This is a genomic window from Kribbella sp. NPDC056345 (genome assembly GCF_042262745.1).
Taxonomy (GTDB): domain Bacteria; phylum Actinomycetota; class Actinomycetes; order Propionibacteriales; family Kribbellaceae; genus Kribbella.
This window is the reverse complement of sequence record NZ_JBHJQQ010000022.1, coordinates 15,351-36,727: the sequence shown is the minus strand read 5'-3', so window position 1 is coordinate 36,727 and position 21,377 is coordinate 15,351. Positions and strand designations below refer to the sequence as shown.

The 21,377-nt window shown below is 67.5% G+C and carries 18 protein-coding genes; 15 read left to right on the top strand and 3 right to left on the bottom strand.

Annotated elements, in window-relative coordinates:
• The first annotated feature begins 60 nt into the window (after window positions 1–60).
• The 3 genes from ACFCV3_RS40375 (at window position 61) to ACFCV3_RS40365 (ending at window position 3,039) form a co-directional block, all read left to right on the top strand.
• Window positions 61–1,233, top strand: a complete 1,173-nt coding sequence (locus ACFCV3_RS40375; protein ID WP_376040157.1) for a 5-(carboxyamino)imidazole ribonucleotide synthase — start codon at window positions 61–63, stop codon at window positions 1,231–1,233.
• 25 nt (window positions 1,234–1,258) lie between these two features.
• Window positions 1,259–1,744, top strand: coding sequence for a 5-(carboxyamino)imidazole ribonucleotide mutase (purE, locus tag ACFCV3_RS40370; protein ID WP_376040254.1), 486 nt, complete (start codon window positions 1,259–1,261; stop codon window positions 1,742–1,744).
• A gap of 74 nt (window positions 1,745–1,818) precedes the next feature.
• Complete coding sequence (locus ACFCV3_RS40365) at window positions 1,819–3,039, top strand: MFS transporter (RefSeq protein ID WP_376040154.1); 1,221 nt, start codon at window positions 1,819–1,821, stop codon at window positions 3,037–3,039.
• Between the two features lie 610 nt (window positions 3,040–3,649).
• Here ACFCV3_RS40365 and ACFCV3_RS40360 read toward each other — a convergent pair.
• A complete protein-coding gene (locus ACFCV3_RS40360) occupies window positions 3,650–4,987 on the bottom strand; it encodes a UDP-glucose dehydrogenase family protein (RefSeq protein WP_376040151.1) in 1,338 nt (445 codons plus the stop codon).
• A 133-nt stretch (window positions 4,988–5,120) separates the two neighbouring features.
• Here ACFCV3_RS40360 and ACFCV3_RS40355 point away from each other — a divergent pair, with 133 nt between their 5' ends.
• The 4 genes from ACFCV3_RS40355 (at window position 5,121) to ACFCV3_RS40340 (ending at window position 10,726) form a co-directional block, all read left to right on the top strand.
• Window positions 5,121–6,284, top strand: a complete 1,164-nt coding sequence (locus tag ACFCV3_RS40355) for an acyl-CoA dehydrogenase family protein (RefSeq protein ID WP_376040149.1) — start codon at window positions 5,121–5,123, stop codon at window positions 6,282–6,284.
• A 204-nt stretch (window positions 6,285–6,488) separates the two neighbouring features.
• On the top strand, window positions 6,489–7,010 hold the full coding sequence (locus tag ACFCV3_RS40350; RefSeq protein WP_376040146.1) for a hypothetical protein: 522 nt from the start codon (window positions 6,489–6,491) through the stop codon (window positions 7,008–7,010).
• Between the two features lie 40 nt (window positions 7,011–7,050).
• Complete coding sequence (locus ACFCV3_RS40345) at window positions 7,051–7,701, top strand: HAD family hydrolase (protein WP_376040144.1); 651 nt, start codon at window positions 7,051–7,053, stop codon at window positions 7,699–7,701.
• A gap of 226 nt (window positions 7,702–7,927) precedes the next feature.
• Window positions 7,928–10,726 carry a glycoside hydrolase family 3 C-terminal domain-containing protein gene (locus ACFCV3_RS40340; protein WP_376040141.1) on the top strand — a complete coding sequence of 933 codons (2,799 nt, stop codon included), beginning with the start codon at window positions 7,928–7,930 and terminating at the stop codon, window positions 10,724–10,726.
• Here the strand turns inward: ACFCV3_RS40340 and ACFCV3_RS40335 are convergent.
• Entirely contained in the window at window positions 10,719–12,965 is a 2,247-nt protein-coding gene (locus ACFCV3_RS40335; RefSeq protein WP_376040139.1) for a rhamnogalacturonan lyase, read from the bottom strand. The two genes, ACFCV3_RS40340 and ACFCV3_RS40335, sit on opposite strands and share 8 nt — an antisense overlap.
• Window positions 12,966–13,069: 104 nt before the next feature.
• The gene (locus ACFCV3_RS40330) at window positions 13,070–13,288 is read right to left on the bottom strand and encodes a hypothetical protein (protein ID WP_376040136.1); all 219 of its coding nucleotides are present in this window, start codon (window positions 13,286–13,288) and stop codon (window positions 13,070–13,072) included.
• 185 nt (window positions 13,289–13,473) lie between these two features.
• Between ACFCV3_RS40330 and ACFCV3_RS40325 the strand changes: the two genes are divergently transcribed.
• From ACFCV3_RS40325 to ACFCV3_RS40290, 8 genes are all read left to right on the top strand, one after another.
• Entirely contained in the window at window positions 13,474–13,617 is a 144-nt protein-coding gene (locus ACFCV3_RS40325) for a GPGG-motif small membrane protein (RefSeq protein ID WP_376040134.1), read from the top strand.
• 111 nt (window positions 13,618–13,728) lie between these two features.
• Complete coding sequence (locus ACFCV3_RS40320; RefSeq protein ID WP_376040132.1) at window positions 13,729–14,115, top strand: VOC family protein; 387 nt, start codon at window positions 13,729–13,731, stop codon at window positions 14,113–14,115.
• Window positions 14,112–14,777 carry a DUF6766 family protein gene (locus ACFCV3_RS40315; protein WP_376040129.1) on the top strand — a complete coding sequence of 222 codons (666 nt, stop codon included), beginning with the start codon at window positions 14,112–14,114 and terminating at the stop codon, window positions 14,775–14,777. The genes ACFCV3_RS40320 and ACFCV3_RS40315 overlap by 4 nt, the downstream gene beginning before the upstream one ends.
• The gene (locus tag ACFCV3_RS40310) at window positions 14,778–15,764 is read left to right on the top strand and encodes a DNA topoisomerase IB (protein ID WP_376040127.1); all 987 of its coding nucleotides are present in this window, start codon (window positions 14,778–14,780) and stop codon (window positions 15,762–15,764) included.
• Window positions 15,765–15,846: 82 nt separating this feature from the next.
• Complete coding sequence (locus tag ACFCV3_RS40305) at window positions 15,847–16,176, top strand: hypothetical protein (RefSeq protein ID WP_376040124.1); 330 nt, start codon at window positions 15,847–15,849, stop codon at window positions 16,174–16,176.
• Window positions 16,177–16,191: 15 nt separating this feature from the next.
• Window positions 16,192–17,988 carry a thiamine pyrophosphate-requiring protein gene (locus ACFCV3_RS40300; RefSeq protein WP_376040122.1) on the top strand — a complete coding sequence of 599 codons (1,797 nt, stop codon included), beginning with the start codon at window positions 16,192–16,194 and terminating at the stop codon, window positions 17,986–17,988.
• Between the two features lie 2 nt (window positions 17,989–17,990).
• The gene (locus tag ACFCV3_RS40295; RefSeq protein WP_376040252.1) at window positions 17,991–20,357 is read left to right on the top strand and encodes a phosphoketolase; all 2,367 of its coding nucleotides are present in this window, start codon (window positions 17,991–17,993) and stop codon (window positions 20,355–20,357) included.
• The gene (locus ACFCV3_RS40290) at window positions 20,345–21,376 is read left to right on the top strand and encodes an acetate/propionate family kinase (RefSeq protein ID WP_376040120.1); all 1,032 of its coding nucleotides are present in this window, start codon (window positions 20,345–20,347) and stop codon (window positions 21,374–21,376) included. The genes ACFCV3_RS40295 and ACFCV3_RS40290 overlap by 13 nt, the downstream gene beginning before the upstream one ends.
• The last annotated feature ends 1 nt before the right edge of the window (window position 21,377 follow it).

The following is a 21,377-nucleotide window of genomic DNA, read 5'->3' as shown; positions in this document are numbered from 1 at the left end:
CGCCAGCGCGCCCAGTGGCCGCCGTACAGGCGTTCATCGGTGGAGATTAGGCTCAGCTTCGTGAAGTTTTCCCGAGATGAGCTGCCGGTCGGCACTCCCGTGGTGGGCATGGTCGGCGGCGGGCAGCTGGCCCGGATGACGCAGGAGACCGCGATCGCGCTGGGTGTTCAGCTCCGCGTGCTGGCCGAAGGGCCGGGCGTGTCGGCGGCGCAGGCGGTGGCCGACGCGCCGGTGGGTGACTACAAGGACCCCGAGACGGTACGGCGGTTCGCTGCGGAGTGCGACGTGGTCACCTTCGACCACGAGCACGTGCCGACCGATTTGCTCCGTGCGCTCGAGGCCGAGAACGTAAAGGTTTTCCCGGGACCGGACGCGCTCGTGCACGCGCAGGACAAGGCGGTCATGCGGAGCCGGCTGGACAGCTTCGACGCGCCGTCGCCGGCTCATCAGGTGGTCTCGTCCGCGGCTGACGTCGCCGACTTCGCCAAGCGGGTCGGTGGGTTCCCGATCATCCTGAAGACCACCCGCGGGGGGTACGACGGCAAGGGTGTGTGGTTCGTCGACGGGCCGGAGGACGACGCTATCGCGGTCGCCTTCGACAGCGGCGTACCGATCCTGGCCGAGGAGAAGGTCGACTTCGTCCGCGAACTGTCCGCGATCGTCGCGCGCTCGCCGCATGGGCAGGCGGTCGCGTACCCGATCGTCGAGTCCGTTCAGCGGGACGGGATCTGTGTCGAGGTCACCGCACCTGCGCCTGGGCTCGCGCCTGAGAAGGCCGCGCAGGCCCAGCAGACCGCGCTGCGGATCGCCGGTGAGCTTGGCGTGGTCGGCATCCTCGCGGTGGAGATGTTCGAGGCGCGGGACGGTCGGCTGCTCGTCAACGAGCTGGCGATGCGTCCGCACAACACCGGCCACTGGTCGATCGACGGCGCAGTCACCTCCCAGTTCGAGAACCACCTGCGCGCGGTGCTCGATCTGCCACTCGGGTCGCCGGCTGCGCGAGCGCCGTACACGGTGATGGTGAATGTGCTCGGTGGTGATGTCGAGGACATGCATCGCGGATTGCTGCACTGTATGGCGCGCGATCCGGAGCTGAAGGTGCACTTCTACGGGAAGTCCGTGAAGCCGGGTCGCAAGGTCGGCCATGTGACGGCGTACGGCTCCTCGTTGGAAGAGACCCAGGAGCGGGCGCGGCACGCGGCGGCTTATCTGACCGGCACGATCGACGAATGAGGGTACTGCTGTGATCGGGATCGTGATGGGGTCGGACTCGGACTGGCCGACGATGAAGGCGGCGGCCGAGGTGTGTGTCGAGTTCGATGTGCCCTTTGAGGCAGACGTCATCTCCGCGCACCGGATGCCGACCGAGATGATCGACTACGGACGGTCAGCGCACGAGCGGGGCCTCAAGGTGCTGATCGCCGGGGCCGGCGGGGCCGCGCATCTGCCGGGCATGCTGGCGTCGGTGACGCCGCTGCCGGTGATCGGCGTACCGGTGCCGTTGAAGTACCTCGACGGGATGGACTCGCTGCTGTCCATCGTGCAGATGCCGGCCGGCATTCCGGTCGCGACGGTGTCGATCGGGAACGCCAAGAACGCCGGGCTGCTCGCGATCCGGATCCTCGCTGCCTCGGACGAGAAGCTGCGGGACAAGGTGATCGCGTATCAGGAGTCGCTGGCCGAGCTGGCCCGGGGCAAGGGTGCTACCGTGCGTGACGGGGCGACAGACCTGCGTAAATCCTGACCTCAGCCGGTTTTTCACCGACTTCGTGGGGTAGTCGTCAGATCCCACCCATTTGTCGTCTAAGGTCGTCGATCGTGACTCCGCCCGCTGATTCGGACACACAGCGCATCCCGGTCCGGTACTGGATCTGGCTGTTCGGTGCTGCTGTGTCACTCCTCGGCGACCTGACGATTACCTTTGCGATCGGCTGGTCAGCCAGTAAGCACGGCGGCAGTGTCGCCGGATTGATCCTGCTCCTCGCCGCTGCCCCGCGTGCTGCACTGCTGCTGGTCGGCGGCGCGGTCGGTGACCGCTTCGGCGCGCCGCGAGTGCTGCTGCTCAGCTGTACGGCGATGTTCCTCGTGACCGGCGCGTTGGTCCCGGCGACCCTCGCCGCTGGTGAGCCGATCTGGCTCCTGGTCTGCCTGGCCCTCGTCGTCGGCGTGATCGACGCGTTCTTCCTGCCGTCGTCGCGGGCGATGCCGCGCTTGCTGGTGCCGCCGCAGCAGGTTCCGCGGGCCCTGGCCAGCTTCCAGGTGACCGGCGTCGTGTTCGCCGTCACCGGTACGGCGGTCGGTGGCATCCTCGTCACGTGGTCCGGGCTGACCGCAGCCGCCGCCTTCGACGCCATCACCTTCGCGATCATGATCGTCGTACTGCTGGTCCTGCGGACGTCGACCGCCGCCGCTCCGCCGCCCAGCCAGGCAGGCATCTTCAAGTCGATCGGCGAGGGCCTCCGAATCGCCTTCGGCAAACCCCTGACCCGCGCCCTGCTCATCACCATGACCCTCGCGGCCGGCCTGCTGATGCCGATGGACTCCCTGGTCCTGCCCCTGCTCGCCCGCCACCACGAGTGGGACGCCAAAACCGCCGGCCTGGTCATCGCCACCCGCAGCCTCGGCGTCGGTGTCGTCTCGGTCCGCATCCTCGTCCGCGGCGCCTTCCAGCGCCCCGGCGTAGTCGCCATGCTCGGCCTCTTCTGCGCCGCCCTCGGCTACATCGGCCTCTCCATCGTCGACTCCATCCCCCTAACCATCGCCGCCGCCATCATCAGCGGCATCGGCGTAGGCGCCTTCACCGGCCACGTCCTCCCCCTCCTGATGAACTCAGTAGACCGCGGCTACCAGTCCCGCCTCCAGTCAGTCATCGTCCTCTGCCAAAGCCTCGCCCTGGTAGTCATGAACCCCCTCCTGGGCTGGATCTCCGACCAGTCCGTCGGCATCACCGGCGTCTGCCTAGGAATCGGCGTCGCCGTAGCCCTCATCGGCACAATCGCCCTAACCCGCCAAGTAATCCGAACCGCCACCGTCTCCTAGCCCCACTCCGCCGAACCCCATTTGGTGGGTGCACCCACCACGTCGGAGGTTCCCACCCGGAAATCTGGTGGGGGAACCTCCCATCTGGTTGGTTCACCCACCAAATGGGCGCAGCGGGCCGGGACCGTGATCCAGCGCCACCTTGAGCACCCATCAACAGAGAGGGCCCGCCCCACCTCAGCCACACCCCGGGCCGCGCGCACCCACGCCAGCCATCGCCCCACCCCAGCCACAGCTCGCAGGCTCTCGCGTCACAACACACGGCCGGCGCGGCGGGAGGTTGCGCCGACCGGGTCGGCCGCATTCGTGGCGGCCTCAGCTGAGGGTGCGGTTGCCACGAATGCGGCCGAGGGTGTCTGCGTGGGTGCTCGCCGCTGCGGCCGAGAGGTTGTGAGCCATAAGCCCGTCACCTGTGGCTGGGGTGAGCGGTGGCTGGCGCGGGTACGTGGCCGGCCCGGCGTGTGGTTGATGTGGGCGGTGCCTGGGGTTGTACGTGCCTGCGGGTGGCTGGGGTGGGCTGCCCGGGGGTGGTTGGCGTGTACTTGGTTGGGGTGGTACCTGTGGCTGAGGCGGGTGGTACCTGACCGCGAACCGGTGGGTGGCGACCGGACTACGGCTTGCCGGGGGCTCGGTAGGTCCAGCCGGCGGCTCGCCATTTGGGGGCGTCGAGGAGGAGGCGGGCGTCGATGATGACGGGGGACTCGACGGAGCCGCGGAGGGCGGCTGGGTCCAGTTCGCGGAACTCGGGCCACTCGGTCAGGTGCAGTACGGCGTGGGCGCCGACGCAGGCCTCCGCAGCCGAGGCGGCGTACCGGAGCGTCGGGCGGACGCGGCGGGCGTTCTCCATCGCTTCGGGGTCGTAGACGGTGACGGTGGCACCGTGCAGGGAGATGCGGCCGGCCACGTCGAGGGCGGGTGAGTCGCGGACGTCGTCCGTACCGGCTTTGAAGGCGGCACCGAGGACGGTGACGTTCTTGCCCATCCAGACGCCGCCGAGCATCTCGTGGGTGATGTCGACCAGGCCGGCGCGGCGGCGCTGGTTGATGTCGTCGACCTCGCGGAGCAGCGTGATGACCTCTTCGACACCGAGCTCACCGGCGCGGTGCATGAAGGCGCGCAGGTCCTTCGGGAGGCAGCCGCCGCCGTACCCGGGGCCGGCGTAGAGCATGCCGCGGCCGATCCGCTTGTCGTAGCCGAGGGCGTCGGCCAGTTGGGTGACGTCGGCGCCGGTCGCGTCGGCCATCTCGGCCAGTGCGTTGATGAACGAGATCTTGGTGGCCAGGAACGCGTTCGCGCCGCCCTTGACCAGCTCGGCGGTCGGCAGGTTGCAGACGACGACCGGCGTACCCTCGCTGATCGGTGTCGCGAAGACCTCGCGCAGCCGCGCCTCGGCCTCCGCCGACTGCACCCCGAAGACCAGCCGGTCCGGGTGCAGGGTGTCGTCGACCCCGTGCGCCTCGCGGAGGAACTCCGGCTGCCAAGCGATCTCGATGCCAGTACCCGCCGGGGACTCGGTGTGGAAACGCGCCTCCACGATCTTCGACGTACCGACCGGGACGGTCGAGCGGCCGACCACCAGCGTGGGCCGAGTCAGCAGCGGCGCGAGCATCGAGACGACCGAGTGCACCTGGGCCAGGTCCGCGCCCTCGCTGCTCTCCAGCTGCGGGGTGCCGACGCAGATGAAGTGGACGTCGGCCCAGTCGGCGATCTCGGTGTAGTCCTTGGTGAAGCGCAGTCGCCCGGAGTCGACGTGCTTCTTCAGCAACGGGTCCAGGCCGGGCTCGTACAGCGGCGCCTTGCCGTCGTTCAGCAGCTTCAGCCGGTGCTCGTCGATCTCGACCCCGACGACGTCGAAGCCGAACTCGGCCATCCCGGCCGCGGTGTTCGCGCCGAGGTAGTTGGTGCCGATCACGGCGATCCGCAGCGGGCGGGAGGTCGCTTCACTCATGCCCGGGACTCTACCCATCCTGGTTAGCAACCGGTGACCGGCTCATGTCCGGCGGCTCTCGGACCGTGCGGGGTTGGTCACTTTCGGCGTCCGGCAACTCCCGGTACGGCGCTGTCCGTCGTACTGTGAACTCGTGAGTAACTCATTCGACCTGTACGCGCTGTCCGAGGAGCACGAGGCGATCCGGGAGGCGGTCCGCGACGTCTGTGACGCCAAGGTCGCGCCGAACGCCGGTGACGTGGACGAGCTGGCCGAGTTCCCGAAGGCGTCGTACGACGCGCTGAAGGCCTCGGACTTCCACGCCCCGCACATCCCCGAGCAGTACGGCGGCGCCGGGGCGGATGCACTCGCGACCGTGATCGTGATCGAGGAGGTCGCCCGGGCCTGCGCCTCGACCTCGCTGATCCCGGCGGTCAACAAGCTCGGCTCGCTGCCGCTGCTGCTGTCCGGTTCCGAAGAGGTCAAGCAGCGCTACCTGCCGCCGGTGGCCGCCGGTGACGCGATGTTCTCGTACTGCCTGTCCGAGCCCGAGGCCGGTTCGGACGCGGCGTCGATGAAGACCCGCGCGGTGTTCGACGGCGACCACTACGTGCTGAACGGCGTGAAGCGCTGGATCACCAACGCCGGCGTCAGTGAGTACTACACGGTCTTCGCGGTCACCGACCCGGACGCCCGCTCCAAGGGCATCTCGGCGTTCGTCGTGGAGAAGTCCGACGACGGCGTCTCCTTCGGCGCCCCGGAGAAGAAGCTCGGCATCAAGGGTTCGCCGACCCGCGAGGTCTACCTCGACAACGTCCGGATCCCCGCCGCCCGCCTGATCGGCGACCCCGGCACCGGCTTCGGTACGGCGATGGCCACGCTGGACCACACCCGCGTCACGATCGCCGCCCAGGCCCTCGGTATCGCCCAGGGCGCCCTCGACTACGCCCTCGGCTACGTCCAGGAGCGCAAGCAGTTCGGCAAGGCGATCGCCGAGTTCCAGGGCCTGCAGTTCATGCTCGCCGACATGGGCATGAAGATCGAGGCCGCCCGCCAGCTCACCTACGCCGCCGCCGCCAAGTCCGAGCGCAACGACGCCAACCTCACCTACTTCGGCGCCGCCGCCAAGTGCTTCGCCTCCGACGTCGCCATGGCCGTCACCACCGACGCCGTCCAACTCCTCGGCGGCTACGGCTACACCCACGACTACCCCGTAGAGCGCATGATGCGCGACGCGAAAATCACCCAGATCTACGAAGGCACCAACCAGGTCCAACGCATCGTCATGGCCCGCCAGTTGCTGAAGGGCCTCGCCTAGGCCTCCGGCCAAAGGACACCGCCTCCGGCGCGGCGCGCAACGTAGTCATACCCACCGCCTAGCCGCGGGAGCAGGTGGCGGGCGGCTATGACGCGCGGATCGGCGTACTGCCCGCCGGCTCCTCACCTCGGCTGCGGCGACGCGCGGTGAGGTGAGGTTCGGGACCCTCAGCCTGGATAATGGGTTTCCGAGCCTGGGGGGCGGATGCGTACGCGGATTCTTGTGGTGGGTTTGCCGGTGCTGCTGGTGGCGGCAGTGGGTTGGTTCTTCGGCGTACGGCATGGTGACGGGCCGTTGGGTGACAGCGGGCTGGGGGACAAGGTCTGCGTGCAGGCCGGTCAGTCGGCTGATGGGACCGTCGGCCATATGCCTATGCTGCGGAACGGCGGCTCGGGGCCGGTCCGGATCACGGCGGTTGAGCTGATCGGTCCCCGTAATCTCGACAACGGGGGTGCGTTCCTCGTTCCCGATCCGATGTCGTCGGGCAGCAAGTCCGGCTGGGCGTTCGGTTACGGGCCCTTCGACGGCGATGTCAATAAGGTCAGGCTGGCGGTCGACGCCGAGATCGCGGGGAAGTCAGAGACCATGCTGGTTGTTCATGTGCTGCGGCCTGATGTCCTCGGCGAAGGTCATCTGGACGGCGTCCGGGTGGAGTACACCGCGGGCCTTCGTCGCTACGCCTTCGAAACGGGCCCAGAACACACCTTCCGCCCGGGCAAGTGCTAACTACGAGGGCACAGCCTCGGGACGGTAAGGCGAACGTGGCATGGGTGGACAGTCAGTAAGTGAGATCGAGCTCGGCGGCGTTGCGATCGTCGGTGTCGACCTGGACCTCACTCTCCTGGATACCAGGGCGGCCACTGCGCACGCGCTGGAAGTCACCAATGTCCGGTGTGGTGAGTCCATCGACGTCGACGACCTGGTCGCTCGGCTCGGTCCTCCCATCCGGGACGAGTTGTTGCGGTGGGTTGCCGAGGAGCGCGTCGACGACGTCGTACGGATCTATCGTGCTGCCTTCCTGGAGGAAGGCATTGCCAAGGTCACGCCGCTGCCTGGGGCGACCGGGCTGCGCGCTCATGTGCACGAGCGCGGGGGGCGGCTGGTCGTGATCACCTCGCGGATCCAGCAGATCGCCGAGGCCTGCCTGCTGGCCGCCGGTCTCGAAGCCGATGTGGTGGTGGGTGGGTTGTCCGGACGCGGCAAGGCCGGCGCGATGACCGCGAACCAGGTCGATGTGTACATCGGGGACCACACTCTGGATATGGAGGGCGCTGTCGTGGCCGACATCCCCGGCATTGGGGTGACCACCGGGGCGCACGACGAGGCGGCGCTGCGCCAGGCAGGGGCCGCCTGGGTCGTGCCCAGCCTGGTCGAGGTCAGCGAGGCACTGCGACGAAACGCCCGCCACGACGGTTGAGATCCCGGGGGCTTCGGTCTTGACGGGTGGGGTTGGTGCGTCGATAGTCGAAGCGCTTCGACACCTCGTGGAGGGGACTGCTATGAGTTATCGCCGTCGAGTTGGGGGCGCCTTGGTGGCGCTGTTGGTTGTGCCTGTGTTTTTGGTGGGGCAGCCTGCGCAGGCTGAGGTGGGTCTGCCGTTTCGGGATCCTGGGCTTCCGCTTGCGACGCGGTTGGATGATCTGGTGGGGCGGTTGACGGTGGACGAGAAGGTTTCGTTGTTGCATCAGTACCAGCCGGCGGTTCCGCGGTTGGGGATTGCGTCGTTCAAGACTGGGACCGAGGCGCTGCACGGGGCGGCTTGGTTGGGGAAGGCGACTGTGTTTCCGCAGGCTGTGGGGCTTGGGAGTACGTGGGATCCGGGGTTGATCAGGCGGGTCGGGGCGGCGGTGGGGGATGAGGCTCGGGGGTTCAACAAGGTTGATCCGGCGAAGAACGGGTTGAATCTTTGGGCGCCGGTGGTGAATCAGTTGCGCGATCCTCGGTGGGGGCGTAACGAGGAGGGGTATGCCGAGGATCCGTTGCTGACTAGTGAGATCGCGACGGCGTACGGGCGTGGTTTGCAGGGGGATGACCCGCGGTATCTGAAGACGGCGCCGACGTTGAAGCATTTCGCTGCGTACAACGTCGAGGCGGATCGGAGTCGGGTGTCGGCGAGTGTGCGGCCGCGGGTGCTGCATGAGTACGAGTACAAGGCGTTTCAGCCGGCCTTGACCGCGCGAGCGGCCACTGGCGTGATGGCGTCGTACAACCTGGTCAACGGGCGGCCGACCCATGTGTCACCCGAGCTGGACGAGGCGGTTCGGTCGTGGTCGGACGATGAACTGATGATCGTTGGCGACGCCTCGGGGGCGGGGAACATCAGCGGTTCGCAGAAGTACTACCCGACGCCGGTCGAGGCTACGGCCGCGGCGATCAAGGCTGGGCTCGACAGCTTCACCGAGAACGACGCCAACGGTGGTCCGACCGTCGCCGCGGTGAAGGAGGCGATGGCGAAGGGGTTGCTCACCGAGGCCGACATCGACAAAGCGGTTCGGCATCTGCTGTCGGTTCGTTTCCGGTTGGGCGAATTCGATCCGGCGGGGCGGAACCCGTACGAGAAGATCGGGCCGGACAGCATCGACAGCCCTGCCCACCGCGAACTCGCCCGCGAGGCTGCGCGCAAGCAGATGGTTCTGCTCGAGAACAAGGATCAGGCCCTGCCGCTCAAGCCCGCCCGCACCAAGAATGTCGCGGTGATCGGCCCGCTGGCCGACGCCATCTACGAGGACTGGTACTCCGGCACGATGCCGTACCGGATCACTCCGCGAGCCGGTATCGCCGAGCGGCTCGGCGCCGGCGCCACGGTCACGGCGACCGAAGGCGTGGACCGGATCGCACTGCGGTCAGTTGCTAACGGCAAGTATGTGACCGCCCCGGCCGGCGCCGCTGGTGGTGCGCTGGCCGCCGACGCGACGACCGCGGGTCCGGGGCAGGCGCTGGATGTCTTCGACTGGGGTGGCGACACCCTGGCGCTGCGGGCGGCTGCCAACGGCAAGTATGTCTCGCGGAGCGGGAACGAGTTGGTGAACAACCAGGACAAGCCCAACGGCTGGTTCGTCCAGCAGCAGTTCAGCTTGGTGAAGGTAGCCAATGGCAACTATGTGCTGCACTACCGCGGCAACGAGATCAAGGAGCCGTGGAACGGCCCCAACCAGTACATCGTCGTCCAGCCCGACGGGAAGCTCGCCATCGGCGCGGCCACGCCGGAGACCGCGGCGCAGTTCACTCGTGAGGTCCTCATCAGCGGTACGGCGGCCGCCGTGGAGGCCGCGAAGAAGGCGGACACCGCGGTCGTCGTGGTCGGCAGCAACCCGTTCGTCAACGGGCGTGAGGACGATGATCGTCAGGACACCGCGCTGGCCGCCGATCAGCAGGCGATCGTGAAGGCGGTCACCGCTGCCAACCCCAGAACCGTTGTGGTGCTGGAAAGTAGCTACCCGCTGACGGGTGACTGGTCGCGCGCCAAGGCGGTTCTGTGGACGTCGCACGCGGGCCAGGAGACCGGCCGCGCGCTCGCCGACGTCTTGTACGGCGACTATTCGCCGTCGGGCCGGCTGCCGCAGACGTGGTACCGCACGGACCAGGAACTGCCGGATCCGCTCGACTTCGACGTAATCAAGGCAGGCTGGACCTACCAGTACCACCGGCCGCGAGCGCTCTACCCGTTCGGCCACGGCCTGACCTACGGCACATTCCGGTACTCCGGCCTGAAAGCCTCGCCGGTCGTCGCGGCGAACGGACGCCTCAAGGTCAGCGTCGACGTCACCAACACCAGCCGGACGGCGAGCGAGGAGGTCGTCCAGCTCTACACCGCTCAGCGCACCTCACGAGTGGCCCAGCCGATCAAGACACTGCGCGGGTTCCAGCGACTCACGTTCGCGCCCGGCCAACGGCGTACCGTCTCCTTCGAGGTGAAGGCGAGCGACCTGGCCTTCTGGGACGTGACGCGGAACAAGTGGACGGTCGAGTCGGCCCTCCAGGACGTGCAGGTGGGCAGTTCGTCGGCCGACATCAGGGCCCGTACGACGGTTGCGGTCCGTGGCGAGGTCATCCCGCCCAGGGACCTGAGCCGCCGTACCGCGGCGTCCGACTTCGACGACTACTCGGGTGTCGAGCTCATCGATGCCGCCAAGGTTCGTGGCGATGCGGTCGGCAAGACCGCGGCAGGCGACTGGATCGCCTTCCACGACGTCCAGCTGAACCGCGGCCGGCTGGAAGCCACCGTGTCCCGATCTGCGGAAGGAACTGCCAAGGCGGAGGTTCGCCTCGGCAGCCCGACCGGTCCTCTTGCAGGCACCCTGACCGTGCCCGCCACACCCGACCACTACAGCTGGACCACGACGTCGGCCCAACTGGACCGACGGATGACCCGCGGTGTCCGTGACGTCTACCTAGTCTTCACCGACGGCGGCACGAACATCCGTGACCTGACCATCACTTGACCAGAGGGACCATTGACCAGTCGAGGTCGGAGGCCAGGTAGAAGCTGGTGTACGACGGCTGGTTGTAGGCGGTGTTCTGGCGCGCGACCTCCACGCGGTACTGGGGGTCGTGCATCAGGGTGTAGAGCTTGCGGTCGGTGAGCTCGGTGCTGAGGTAGATGCGGATCGCGCTGCTGTCGGTGGTGCGGACCAGTAGCTCCTCGCGCCAGTCGCCGAGGATGTCCGCGACCAGGGACGGGTTGCCCTTGGTGTGGTTGTTGGTCTGGGTGCCGTCGGCGGTCAGGAGGGTGCCGCGGCGCCAGTCCTTGATGGTGGGGGTGACGGCCAGGGCGCCGTCGACGATCTGGGTGGTCATGTCGGCGGCCCAGCGGATGCTGGCGTTCGTGCCCGGGTACGTCGTGCCGAGTGCGTCGCCGTCCGCGGTACGCAGCCGCATCGCCCAGGTCTCCAGGCCTGGTTCCTCCGGGACGATGTCGCCGATCATGCCGCGCCCGGTGTCCTTCCCGGAGTACTCGCCGTAGATGGTCTTCCCGGTTGCCGCGTCCCGCAGGGCATAGCCGTACGGCGCGTAGGTGCCGCCCTCGTGGACCGTGAAGATCTCCTGGCCGGGCCGTTGCGGGTCGATATCCGTGACATGCATGGCGTCGCCGTGCCCGAGTCTTGCGATCGAACCAGGGTTCACACTGCCCGGCGGCATCACGTCCTCCGAGCTGTAGAGCAGGCTGCCGTCGTGGTCGATGGTGGCGGAGCCGTAGACGATCTCCTGCTTCCCGTCACCGTCCACGTCGGCCGCACTCAGCGAGTGGAATCCCTGTGTCGTAATGGATCCGTACGTCGGGTCGGTGCCGTCGCGGCCGTGCGGTCCGTCGTTGAAGGGGTTCGTCATCGGGGTCCAGCCGCTGTCGACGGACCAGCCCTTGGTGATCCGCCGGCCGTTCCAGCCGTAGGTGGCGAGCGTCGTACGGGTGTAGTAGCCGCGGGCGAAGACTGCGGAGGGACGGGATCCGTCCAGGTAGGCGACGCCGGCCAGGAAGCGGTCCACGCGGTTGCCGGGTTCGATCCGGGCCATCGCGTAGTCACCCCAGCGGAGGCCGTCGTCGGTTCGGCCCGGTTCGTAGCGGGTCGTCTGGAGTTCGCGGCCGGTCAGCCCGTCGAAGACGGTCAGGTACTCCGGGCCGCGCAGGATGAAGCCCTCGAAGTTGCGCAGCTGGTTGCGCGTGCTCCGGCTCGGTGCGTACACGTCCATGAAGTAGTCGACGAGCGCCGAAGCGTCAGTGCGGTTGAGCGGATAGTCGTACCGCTGCGCGATACCGAAGGCGGCCTCCAAAGTCGCAGGCCACTGCCCGCCCTTCACTTCGGGCTGGTCCTGCCACTGCTGGAACATCGTGACCAGGTGATCGTGGTACCCGGCCTTGCTGACCCGGTAGTCGTCCTGGTGGCTATAGCCGGTACGGCGATCCGCCGCCGGCATGGTGATGTACCGCTCGGAGTTGACCTCGCCCGACTTCGAGTATCTGGTCGTCTTGGTACCGGGCGCAGTCTTCAGCATCATCTCGGAGCGGCCGTCGCCGTCGAAGTCGTAGACCAGGAACTGCGTGTAGTGCGCGCCGGCCCGGATGTTCACCCCGAGGTCCAGCCGGTGCAGCAGTTGGCCGTCGGCCTTGTACGTGTCGATGTAGACGTTCCCCGTGTAGCCGATCTGGGAGACGTCCTTGGCGTTCGACGGGTTCCAGAGCACGACGTACTCGTACGCACCATCGCCGTCCACGTCGCCAACGCTCATGTCGTTGGCGGAGTAGGTGTACGCCTCACCCGCCGGAGTGACGCCGTCGGCGGGCTTGCGGAGCGGCAGTTCGCGGTACCCGCCGGTCCACGGGGTGGCGTAGTCGCTGCGGTCCCGCTCGCGACCGTTGACCAAAGAGACAACCCGGTACCGCGAGGTCGGCGTACCGGCCTTGTCGAGGTAGTTGGTGCTGTCGGCGACTGTGGCCAGGCGCTTGCCGTCGCGGTAGACGGCAAAGTCGGTCCCGGTCAGGCCGTGGTCGGTCCTGCTCGTCGCCTCCTTGCCGAGCAGGCGCCAGCTCAGGAACACGCCTTCGCTGGTGGTGGTCGCGACCAGACCGCGATCCAGCTTCTCGAGGTGCGGACCGGATGGCGGCTGTGCGTACGTCGTACCGGTTGTTGCGGTGGCCGCGAGCAGGGCGGCGAGGACAAGAGTGGCAGCTCGGCGGAAGGTCATGGCGGATCCTTCGATGCGAGAGGATGGCAAGCGCTTTCCAGGAAGCTAGCCTGCCAGCGGGACGCTGTCGACGATCCTGTCCGCAATCGGTCGCGCGATGGCGGTCAGGCGGACCAGGACTCCAGAGGGAGTGGGCACTCCGGCTCGGTGGCGGCGTCGGCCAGGTCGTAGGCCACCATCGGGCACTGGGTGCAGTAGAGCAGGCCGTCGCCCGGATCGGTGACGAAGTCGTGACCGGTGGTGGTGCCGGTCCGGCTTGGCTCATTGGTCTCGTTGAACAAGTCAGTCCCGAACTGCCGTTTGGGGGTTCTCGCCTGACCCATCGCTGGAGTTCAAGCGTTCGTTACAGGGACTCCGCATCTTCACGCGACCGCAATGAAGATCAGCGTCCTGCGAGGCCCGGTACCCACCCCGAATCACCCCCTGCGGTGCATGGGCGCGGGTACTGGATCAGTGATCTCGGGGTCCGCCGGTAGAGCGTCTGCCGGCTTCAGCAAAGGGGTGTCTGATGGAGTTCGTGTTGTGGATCATCGCGGCGATCCTGGTGATCTCCGGAATCTTTTCGATCATCCGGGGCGCCTTGACCTGGGGAATCGTGCTGATCGTGGTCGGCCTCCTGGTAGGCCCCGGTGGCGTCAGCATCTTCACCTGAGCCGGTACGGCGGCACCCGGTCGTTTGACCTGCCGACGACCGGGAGCCGCCCGGCCATGCCGGAGCCCGGTCAGCAAACACCCATCCCAGCCTGGCCTTCTGGAGGAAGTCATGACCGCACGCCCGGCCGAGATCGGCGACCTTCGGCTCGCGACGGTTTGCGTCAACGCCACCGACATGGACCGGGCCGCCGACTTCTGGGCGGCTGCCCTCGGCTACCGCCGCCCGGAGCGGATCGGGGACAAGGACCAGTTCGCACACCTGAAAGATCCTGCGGGTACCGGGCCGACCGTGCTGATCCAGCGGGCCGATTCGGTCCAGGATCAACCGACGCCGGTGCATCTGGACCTCTACACCTCCGACCCCGATCACCACGTCGAGCGGCTGCTCGGCCTCGGTGCCACCAAACCTGATGAGTGGCCGTATCCCGACGCACACGATTTCGTGGTGCTGCGTGACACCGAAGGCAACGAGTTCTGCGTCATTCTGGTCGAATGATGCGTTGGGCGCGGTTACGCGCGTTGCTGCTGGTCAATCTGGGGCTGTTCGCTTTTTTCCTGATCGGTGTGCTGCTGACCGGGCACGCGCATGAGAACGAGGAGCTGGCCGACCACGGGCAGCCGGCCCAAACGCTGATCGAGTACGCCGGTTCGTCGTCGTTCGGGGAGACCGTCTTCGAGAACTGGGAGTCGGAGTTCCTGCAGATGGGGATGTACGTGTTGCTCACGACATTCCTGGTGCAGAAGGGTTCCGCGGAGTCGCGGCCGATCGGTGAGGCCTCGCCGCAGGACGAGGATCCACGGGACCACCGCGACGATCCGGAGGCGCCGTGGCCGGTGCGCCACGGCTCGGAGCTGTTGTTGCGGCTGTACGAGAACTCGTTGGCGATCGCGTTCGGAGTCGTGTTCCTGCTGTCGTTCTGGCTGCATGCGGTGACCGGGGCTGGTGCGTACAGCGAGGATCAGCAGCTCCACGGCAGTGAAGCGGTCAGCGCCTGGCAGTACGTGCAGACCTCCCAGTTCTGGTTCGAATCGTTCCAGAACTGGCAGAGCGAGTTCCTCGCGGTCGCTGCGATCGTCGGTGGATCCGTCTATCTGCGGCAGCGGAAGTCGTCGCAGTCCAAACCCGTCCATGCCCCCCACAGCCAAACAGGGGAATGAATGCGACTTCGCCGTAGCCATCCCGACGGACCCGGCTTCACCCGCCGGGGTCGTGGGCGTGGCTTCAGCTATTTGGATGCCAAGGGCAACGTGATCCGCGACGCCGATGTGATCGAGCGGATCCGGACGCTGGCGATCCCGCCGGCCTGGACGGACGTGTGGATCTGCCCCTACCCGAACGGCCACATCCAGGCCCTCGGTACCGACGAGGCCGGGCGGCGGCAGTACCTGTACCACGACGACTGGCGGACGGCGCAGGACGCCGACAAGCACGATCGGGTCCGCCAGCTGTCCCGGCGGCTGCCGGCCTTCCGGGAGGCCGTGGACGCGGATCTGTGTGCTCGCGGTCTGGGCCGCCAGAAGGTCCTGGCCGTTGCGTTGCGGATGCTCGATTACGGCGTCTTCCGGACCGGCAACACCGAGTACGCCGATGACTCCGGGAGCCGCGGGGCGGCCACACTGCTGCGCGACGACGTACGGGTCAGCAAGGGCAAGGTGGTCTTCGACTTCGTCGCGAAGGGCGGTGTGCAGCGCACGCTCGAACTCGAGGACGACCGTCTCGCCACCGCCGTGCGCTCGCTGAAGCGTGGCCGGTCCAAGAGCCCGCGGCTGCTGGTCTACCGCGACAAGACCGGCTACCACGAGATCGATGCCGACGATGTCAACGGACGCTTCCAGGAGCTGGTCGGTGAGGACTACACCGTCAAGGACCTCCGCACCTGGACCGCCACCGTGCACGCCGCCGTCGACCTGGCCGACGCCGACAGCTCGATCGGCGACATGCTGGAGGAGGTGTCGGATCACCTCGGCAACACCCCGGCCGTCGCCAGGGCGTCGTACGTCGATCCCCGTGTGGTCGAACAGTATGAACACGGTCACACCATCGCGGCCGCCGTACGCCGCGCCGGCAAGGACCTCGAGAACCCCAAGACCCGGGCCCGCCTCGAACGCGCCACCAATCGCCTCCTCGACCGCGACGCCCGCTGATTGCACCTGCCCGGTGTGGGTACTGGCAGACGACTCGTCAGGCAGGGGCGGGTTCGGCATGCAATGGCGGAGGTCGGGGTCGATGACGGTTCTTGAACACGAAATGCCCGAGCAAGTGGCTGATCCGCAGGTGCGCCTGGAGCGTGCCGGCTCCCAGGTGCGGATCGTCGTCGCGGAGCAGCTGACCGAGGTGGTGTCGGCTGCGGTTCGCGAGTTACTGGTGGACGTGTGCGACCGGCGTACTCGCTGTGTCGTGATCGCTCTCGAGGCAGGACTCGGTCCGGCCGGTCACGAAGTGTTACCGCACCTGCTGGATGTGGCCGAGCGCCGGTGCTGGTCGGCCAGCTGCCATCTGGATGTGACGGCATCCACTCCCGAGGATCTGGAGCTGCTGGCCACGTTGGGTTTCTGACGGAAGGAGCAGTGAATGACGAGCACAGTCGCGGACGTGCTACTGGAGCGACTGCGGGAGTGGGGTGTCGACCACGTCTTCGGGTACGCCGGGGACGGGATCAACGGGCTGTTGTCGGCCTGGGAGCGAGCCGGTGATCAGCCCCGGTTCGTGCAGGCCCGGCACGAGGAGATGTCGGCCTTCGAAGCGGTCGGGTACGCGAAGTTCACCGGCCGGGTCGGCGTCTGTACGGCGACCAGCGGCCCCGGCGCGATCCACCTGCTGAACGGCCTGTACGACGCCAAACTCGACCACGTGCCCGTCGTGGCGATCGTCGGGCAGACGGCGCGGTCCGCGCTCGGCGGGAACTACCAGCAGGAAGTCGATCTGATGTCCTTGTTCAAGGACGTCGCGAGCGAGTACTGCCAGCAGGTGATGGTCCCCGAGCAGCTGCCCAACGTGCTGGATCGCGCGATCCGGATCGCGGCCACCCGGCGTACTGTCACAGCACTCGTGGTGCCGGCCGACGTGCAGGAACTCGAGTACGTCGCGCCTTCGCACGCGTTCAAGATGGTGCCGTCGAGCCTCGACCTCACCTCGTCGGCTGCGGTTCCGGCCGACGACGGTTTGCGCCGGGCGGCCGACGTACTGAACGCGGGCGAGAAGGTCGCCATGCTGATCGGCCAAGGGGCTCGGGAGGCGCGTGAAGAGGTCACCATGGTTGCCGACCTGCTGGGCGCGGGGGTGGCGAAGGCGTTGCTCGGGAAGGATGTGCTGTCCGACGAGCATCCGTGGGTCACCGGATCGATCGGCCTGCTCGGGACCCGGCCGTCGTACGAGCTGATGCGGGACTGCGACACGTTGCTGGTGGTCGGATCGAACTTCCCGTACAGCCAGTTCCTGCCGGAGTACGGGAAGGCGCGTGCGGTCCAGATCGACCAGGACCCGACGATGATCGGGATGCGCTACCCGTTCGAGGTCAACCTCGTCGGCGACTCGGCCGCGACGCTGCGGCGGCTGATTCCGCTGCTGGAACGGAAGCTCGACCGCTCGTGGCGCGAAACCGTCGAGAGCAATGTCGGCCGCTGGTGGGAGGTGATGGAGCGGCGGGCCAAGACCTCGGCGGACCCGGTGAACCCCGAGCTCGTCTTCCACGAGTTGTCGTCCCGCCTGCCCGCGGATGCGATCGTGACGGCCGACTCCGGTTCGGCCGCGAACTGGTACGCGCGGCACCTCCGCTTCGGTGACAACATGCGCGGCTCGTTGTCCGGCACGCTGGCCACGATGGGACCGGGTGTCCCTTACGTGATCGGCGCGAAGTTCGGCCGGCTGGGGCGGCCGGCTATCGCGCTGGTCGGCGACGGCGCGATGCAGATGAACGGCATCAACGAGCTGATCACGATCGCGAAGTACTGGCAGGACTGGGACGATCCGCGTCTCGTCGTGGCGGTGCTCCACAACAACGATCTCAACCAGGTGACCTGGGAGCTGCGGGCGATGGGCGGCTCGCCCCAGTTCCTCCCGTCCCAGGAACTGCCGGACTTCCCGTACGCCGATTACGCGCGCAGCCTCGGGCTCCGGGGCATCCTGGCGGCCAAACCGGAGGAGGTCGGGCCGGCCTGGGAGGAGGCGCTGGCCGCGGACCGGCCTTGCGTGGTCGAGTTCGTGACCGATCCCGCCGTACCGCCGATTCCACCGCATGCGACGTGGGACCAGCTGGAGAAGGCCTTGGAGTCGATCGTGCGCGGTGACTCCGATCGCGTGGACATGATCAAGGAAGGCGTGAAGTCGAAGATCCAGGAGTTCCTGCCCGGTCGAGGAGGAGATTCGTGACGATGCCGCAGGTCGAGGCCCGCCCGCTGAGCGATGACGAACTGCAGGGGATCGATGCCTATTGGCGGGCTGCCAACTACCTGTCGGTGGGACAGATCTACCTGCTGGCGAATCCGTTGCTGAAGGAGCCGTTGCGGCCCGAGCACATCAAGCCGCGGCTGCTCGGCCACTGGGGTACGACGCCTGGCCTGAACCTGATCTATGCGCACCTCAACCGCGTGATCCGGCAGCGTGATCGGCAACTGATGGCCGTGATCGGGCCGGGGCACGGTGGTCCGGCAATCGTGGCGAACACCTGGCTCGAGGGCAGCTGGACGGAGGCCTACCCCAACACCACGCAGGACGAGCAGGGGATGGCTCGGTTGTTCAAGCAGTTCTCGTTCCCCGGCGGTATCCCGAGTCATGTCGCGGCCGATGTCCCCGGGTCGATCAACGAGGGCGGTGAGCTGGGCTACTCGCTGAGTCACGCGTACGGCGCTGCCGCGGACAGCCCGGAGTTGGTCGTGGCGTGTGTGGTCGGTGACGGCGAAGCGGAGACCGGTCCGCTGGCGGCCGCGTGGCACTCGAACAAGTTCCTCAACCCGGCGCGGGACGGCGCCGTACTGCCGATCCTGCATCTGAACGGCTACAAGATCGCCAACCCGACGGTGCTGGCGCGGATCGGTGACGAGGAGCTGACCTCGCTGTTGCGCGGATACGGTCACGAGCCGTATCTGGTCGAGGGGTCGGACCCGGCGGTCGTGCATCAGGCGATGGCGGCCGCGCTGGATGCCTGCCTCAATCGGATCGACGAGATCCAGCGTGAGGCGCGCTCCGCCGACACGCCGCCGACGAGGGCCGCCTGGCCGATGATCGTGCTGCGGACGCCGAAGGGCTGGACCGGTCCCGCGACCGTGGACGGTGAGCCGATCGAGGACACCTGGCGGGCTCATCAGGTCCCGTTGTCCGGGGTCCGGACGAACGAGGACCACCTGCGGCAGTTGGAGTCCTGGCTGCGCAGCTACCGGCCTGAGGAGCTGTTCGACGAGACAGGGCGACCGGTTGACAGTCTGCTCGACCTTGCGCCGGGTCCGCAGCTGCGGATGGGCTCGTCGCCGCATGCGAACGGCGGGCTGGTGGCACGTGATCTGGTGCTGCCGAAGGTTGCGGAGTACGCCGTACCGGTGAAGGCGCCGGGGGCCGAGGACGGTGAGCCGACGAAGGTGTTCGGCGCCTTCCTGCGGGACACCTTTGTGCTGAATCCCAGCAATTTAAGGCTTTTCGGGCCGGACGAGACCGAGTCGAATCGGCTGAACGCGGTCTATGACGTCACGGACAAGTCGTGGCTGGCCAACCGCCGGGAGACCGATGAGCACCTCGCTGCGGACGGGCGGGTGTTCGAGATCCTCAGTGAGCACACGTGTCAGGGCTGGCTGGAGGGTTACCTGCTGACCGGCCGGCACGGGGTCTTCTCGTCGTACGAGGCCTTTGTGCACATCGTGGATTCGATGGTGAACCAGCACGCGAAGTGGCTGAAGACGATCAACCGGGTGGGCTGGCGGCAACCGATCCCGTCGCTGAACTATTTGCTCACCTCGCATGTCTGGCGTCAGGACCACAATGGTTTCTCGCATCAGGACCCGGGGTTCATCGACCACGTGGTGAACAAGAAGGCGGAGGTCGTGCGCGTCTACCTGCCACCGGACGCGAACACGTTGCTCTCGACCATGGACCACTGCCTGCGGACCCGGAACTACATCAACGTCGTTGTCGCAGGCAAACAACCGCAGCCGAACTGGCTGGACTGGGAGTCGGCCGCACTGCACTGCGCACGGGGGATCGGGGTCTGGGACTTCGCCAGCAACGACAACGGTGATCCGGATGTGGTGATGGCGTGCGCGGGCGACGTACCGACGATGGAGACGCTGGCCGCGGTCAGCCTGCTGCGGGAACACCTGCCAGAGCTGCGGATCCGCGTGGTGAACGTGGTGGACCTGATGCGGTTGCAGGGTGCGACCGAGCATCCGCACGGGTTGCCGGATCCGGAGTTCGACGCGTTGTTCACCACCGACAAGCCAGTGATCTTCGCGTACCACGGCTATCCGTGGCTGATCCACCGACTGACCTACCGCCGGAACGGCCACGACAACCTGCATGTCCGCGGCTACATCGAGGAGGGTACGACGACCACGCCGTTCGACATGGTTGTCCTGAACAACCTCGACCGCTATCACCTCGCGATGGATGTGATCGACCGGGTACCGTCGCTCGGGACGCGGGCGGTGTCGACCCGGCAGTACTTCGCGGATCAGCGGACCCGGCATCGCGCCTACGTCAACGAGCACGGCGAAGACATGCCGGAGGTCCGGGACTGGCGATGGACCTCCTGATCGTCAACGCCGGCTCGTCCAGCCTGAAGCTGCGCGTCCTCGGGCCGAACGACGCCGTACTGGACGAGCGATCCATCTCGGACTGGGACGGATCCGGCGACGCGTTGTCGGAGCTCACCGCGGATGCGATCGTCCATCGGGTAGTCCACGGCGGTTCGCGGTTCGACGGCGCGGTGCTGGTGGACGACGAGGTGGAGGCGGCGATCGAGGAATTGGTGCCGTTGGCCCCTTTGCACCAACCGCGGGCACTCGAACTGATCCGGGCGTCCCGGCAAGGTGATCGGCCGGTGCTCGCCTGCTTCGACACGTCGTACCACCGCAGTCTCCCGGCGGCCGCGGCGACGTACGCGTTGCCGGGGGAGTGGCGGGAGCGCTTCGGCCTGCGGAAGTACGGCTTCCACGGCCTCTCCCACGAGTACGTCGCTCGCTCGGTCGACGCACCGCGGATCGTGAGCTGCCACCTCGGTGCGGGTGCGTCGTTGTGCGCGATCGCCCAGGGGGTATCCGTGGACACCACGATGGGGTTCACGCCGGTCGACGGGTTGGTGATGGCGACGCGGTCGGGTTCGGTGGATCCCGGCCTTCTGCTCTGGCTGCAGACGACGGGAGGGCTGACGGCGGACGAGATTGCGGACGCCCTCGAGCACAACTCCGGTCTGCTCGGATTGAGCGGCACCGGCGATCTGGAGAAGGTCCTGGCCGGTTTGGACGACGACCGCAACCGGCTCGCGTACGACGTCTACCTGCATCGGCTCGTCGGCGAGATCGCCCGGATGGTCGCCGCACTCGGCGGCGTCGATGCGCTGGTCTTCACCGGTGGTGTCGGCGAACACTCCGCGCCGGTGCGGGCCGCCGCCTGCCGCGCACTCGACTGGCTCGGGATCGTCCTCGACGCCGAAGCGAACGAGACCGCCGCCCACCTCATCACCGCAGCCGGCTCGCCGGTCCGGGCGTACGTCGTACCGGCGCGTGAGGACCTCACCATGGCCGCGCAGGCCCGCCAACTGCTCAGCCGGTGAA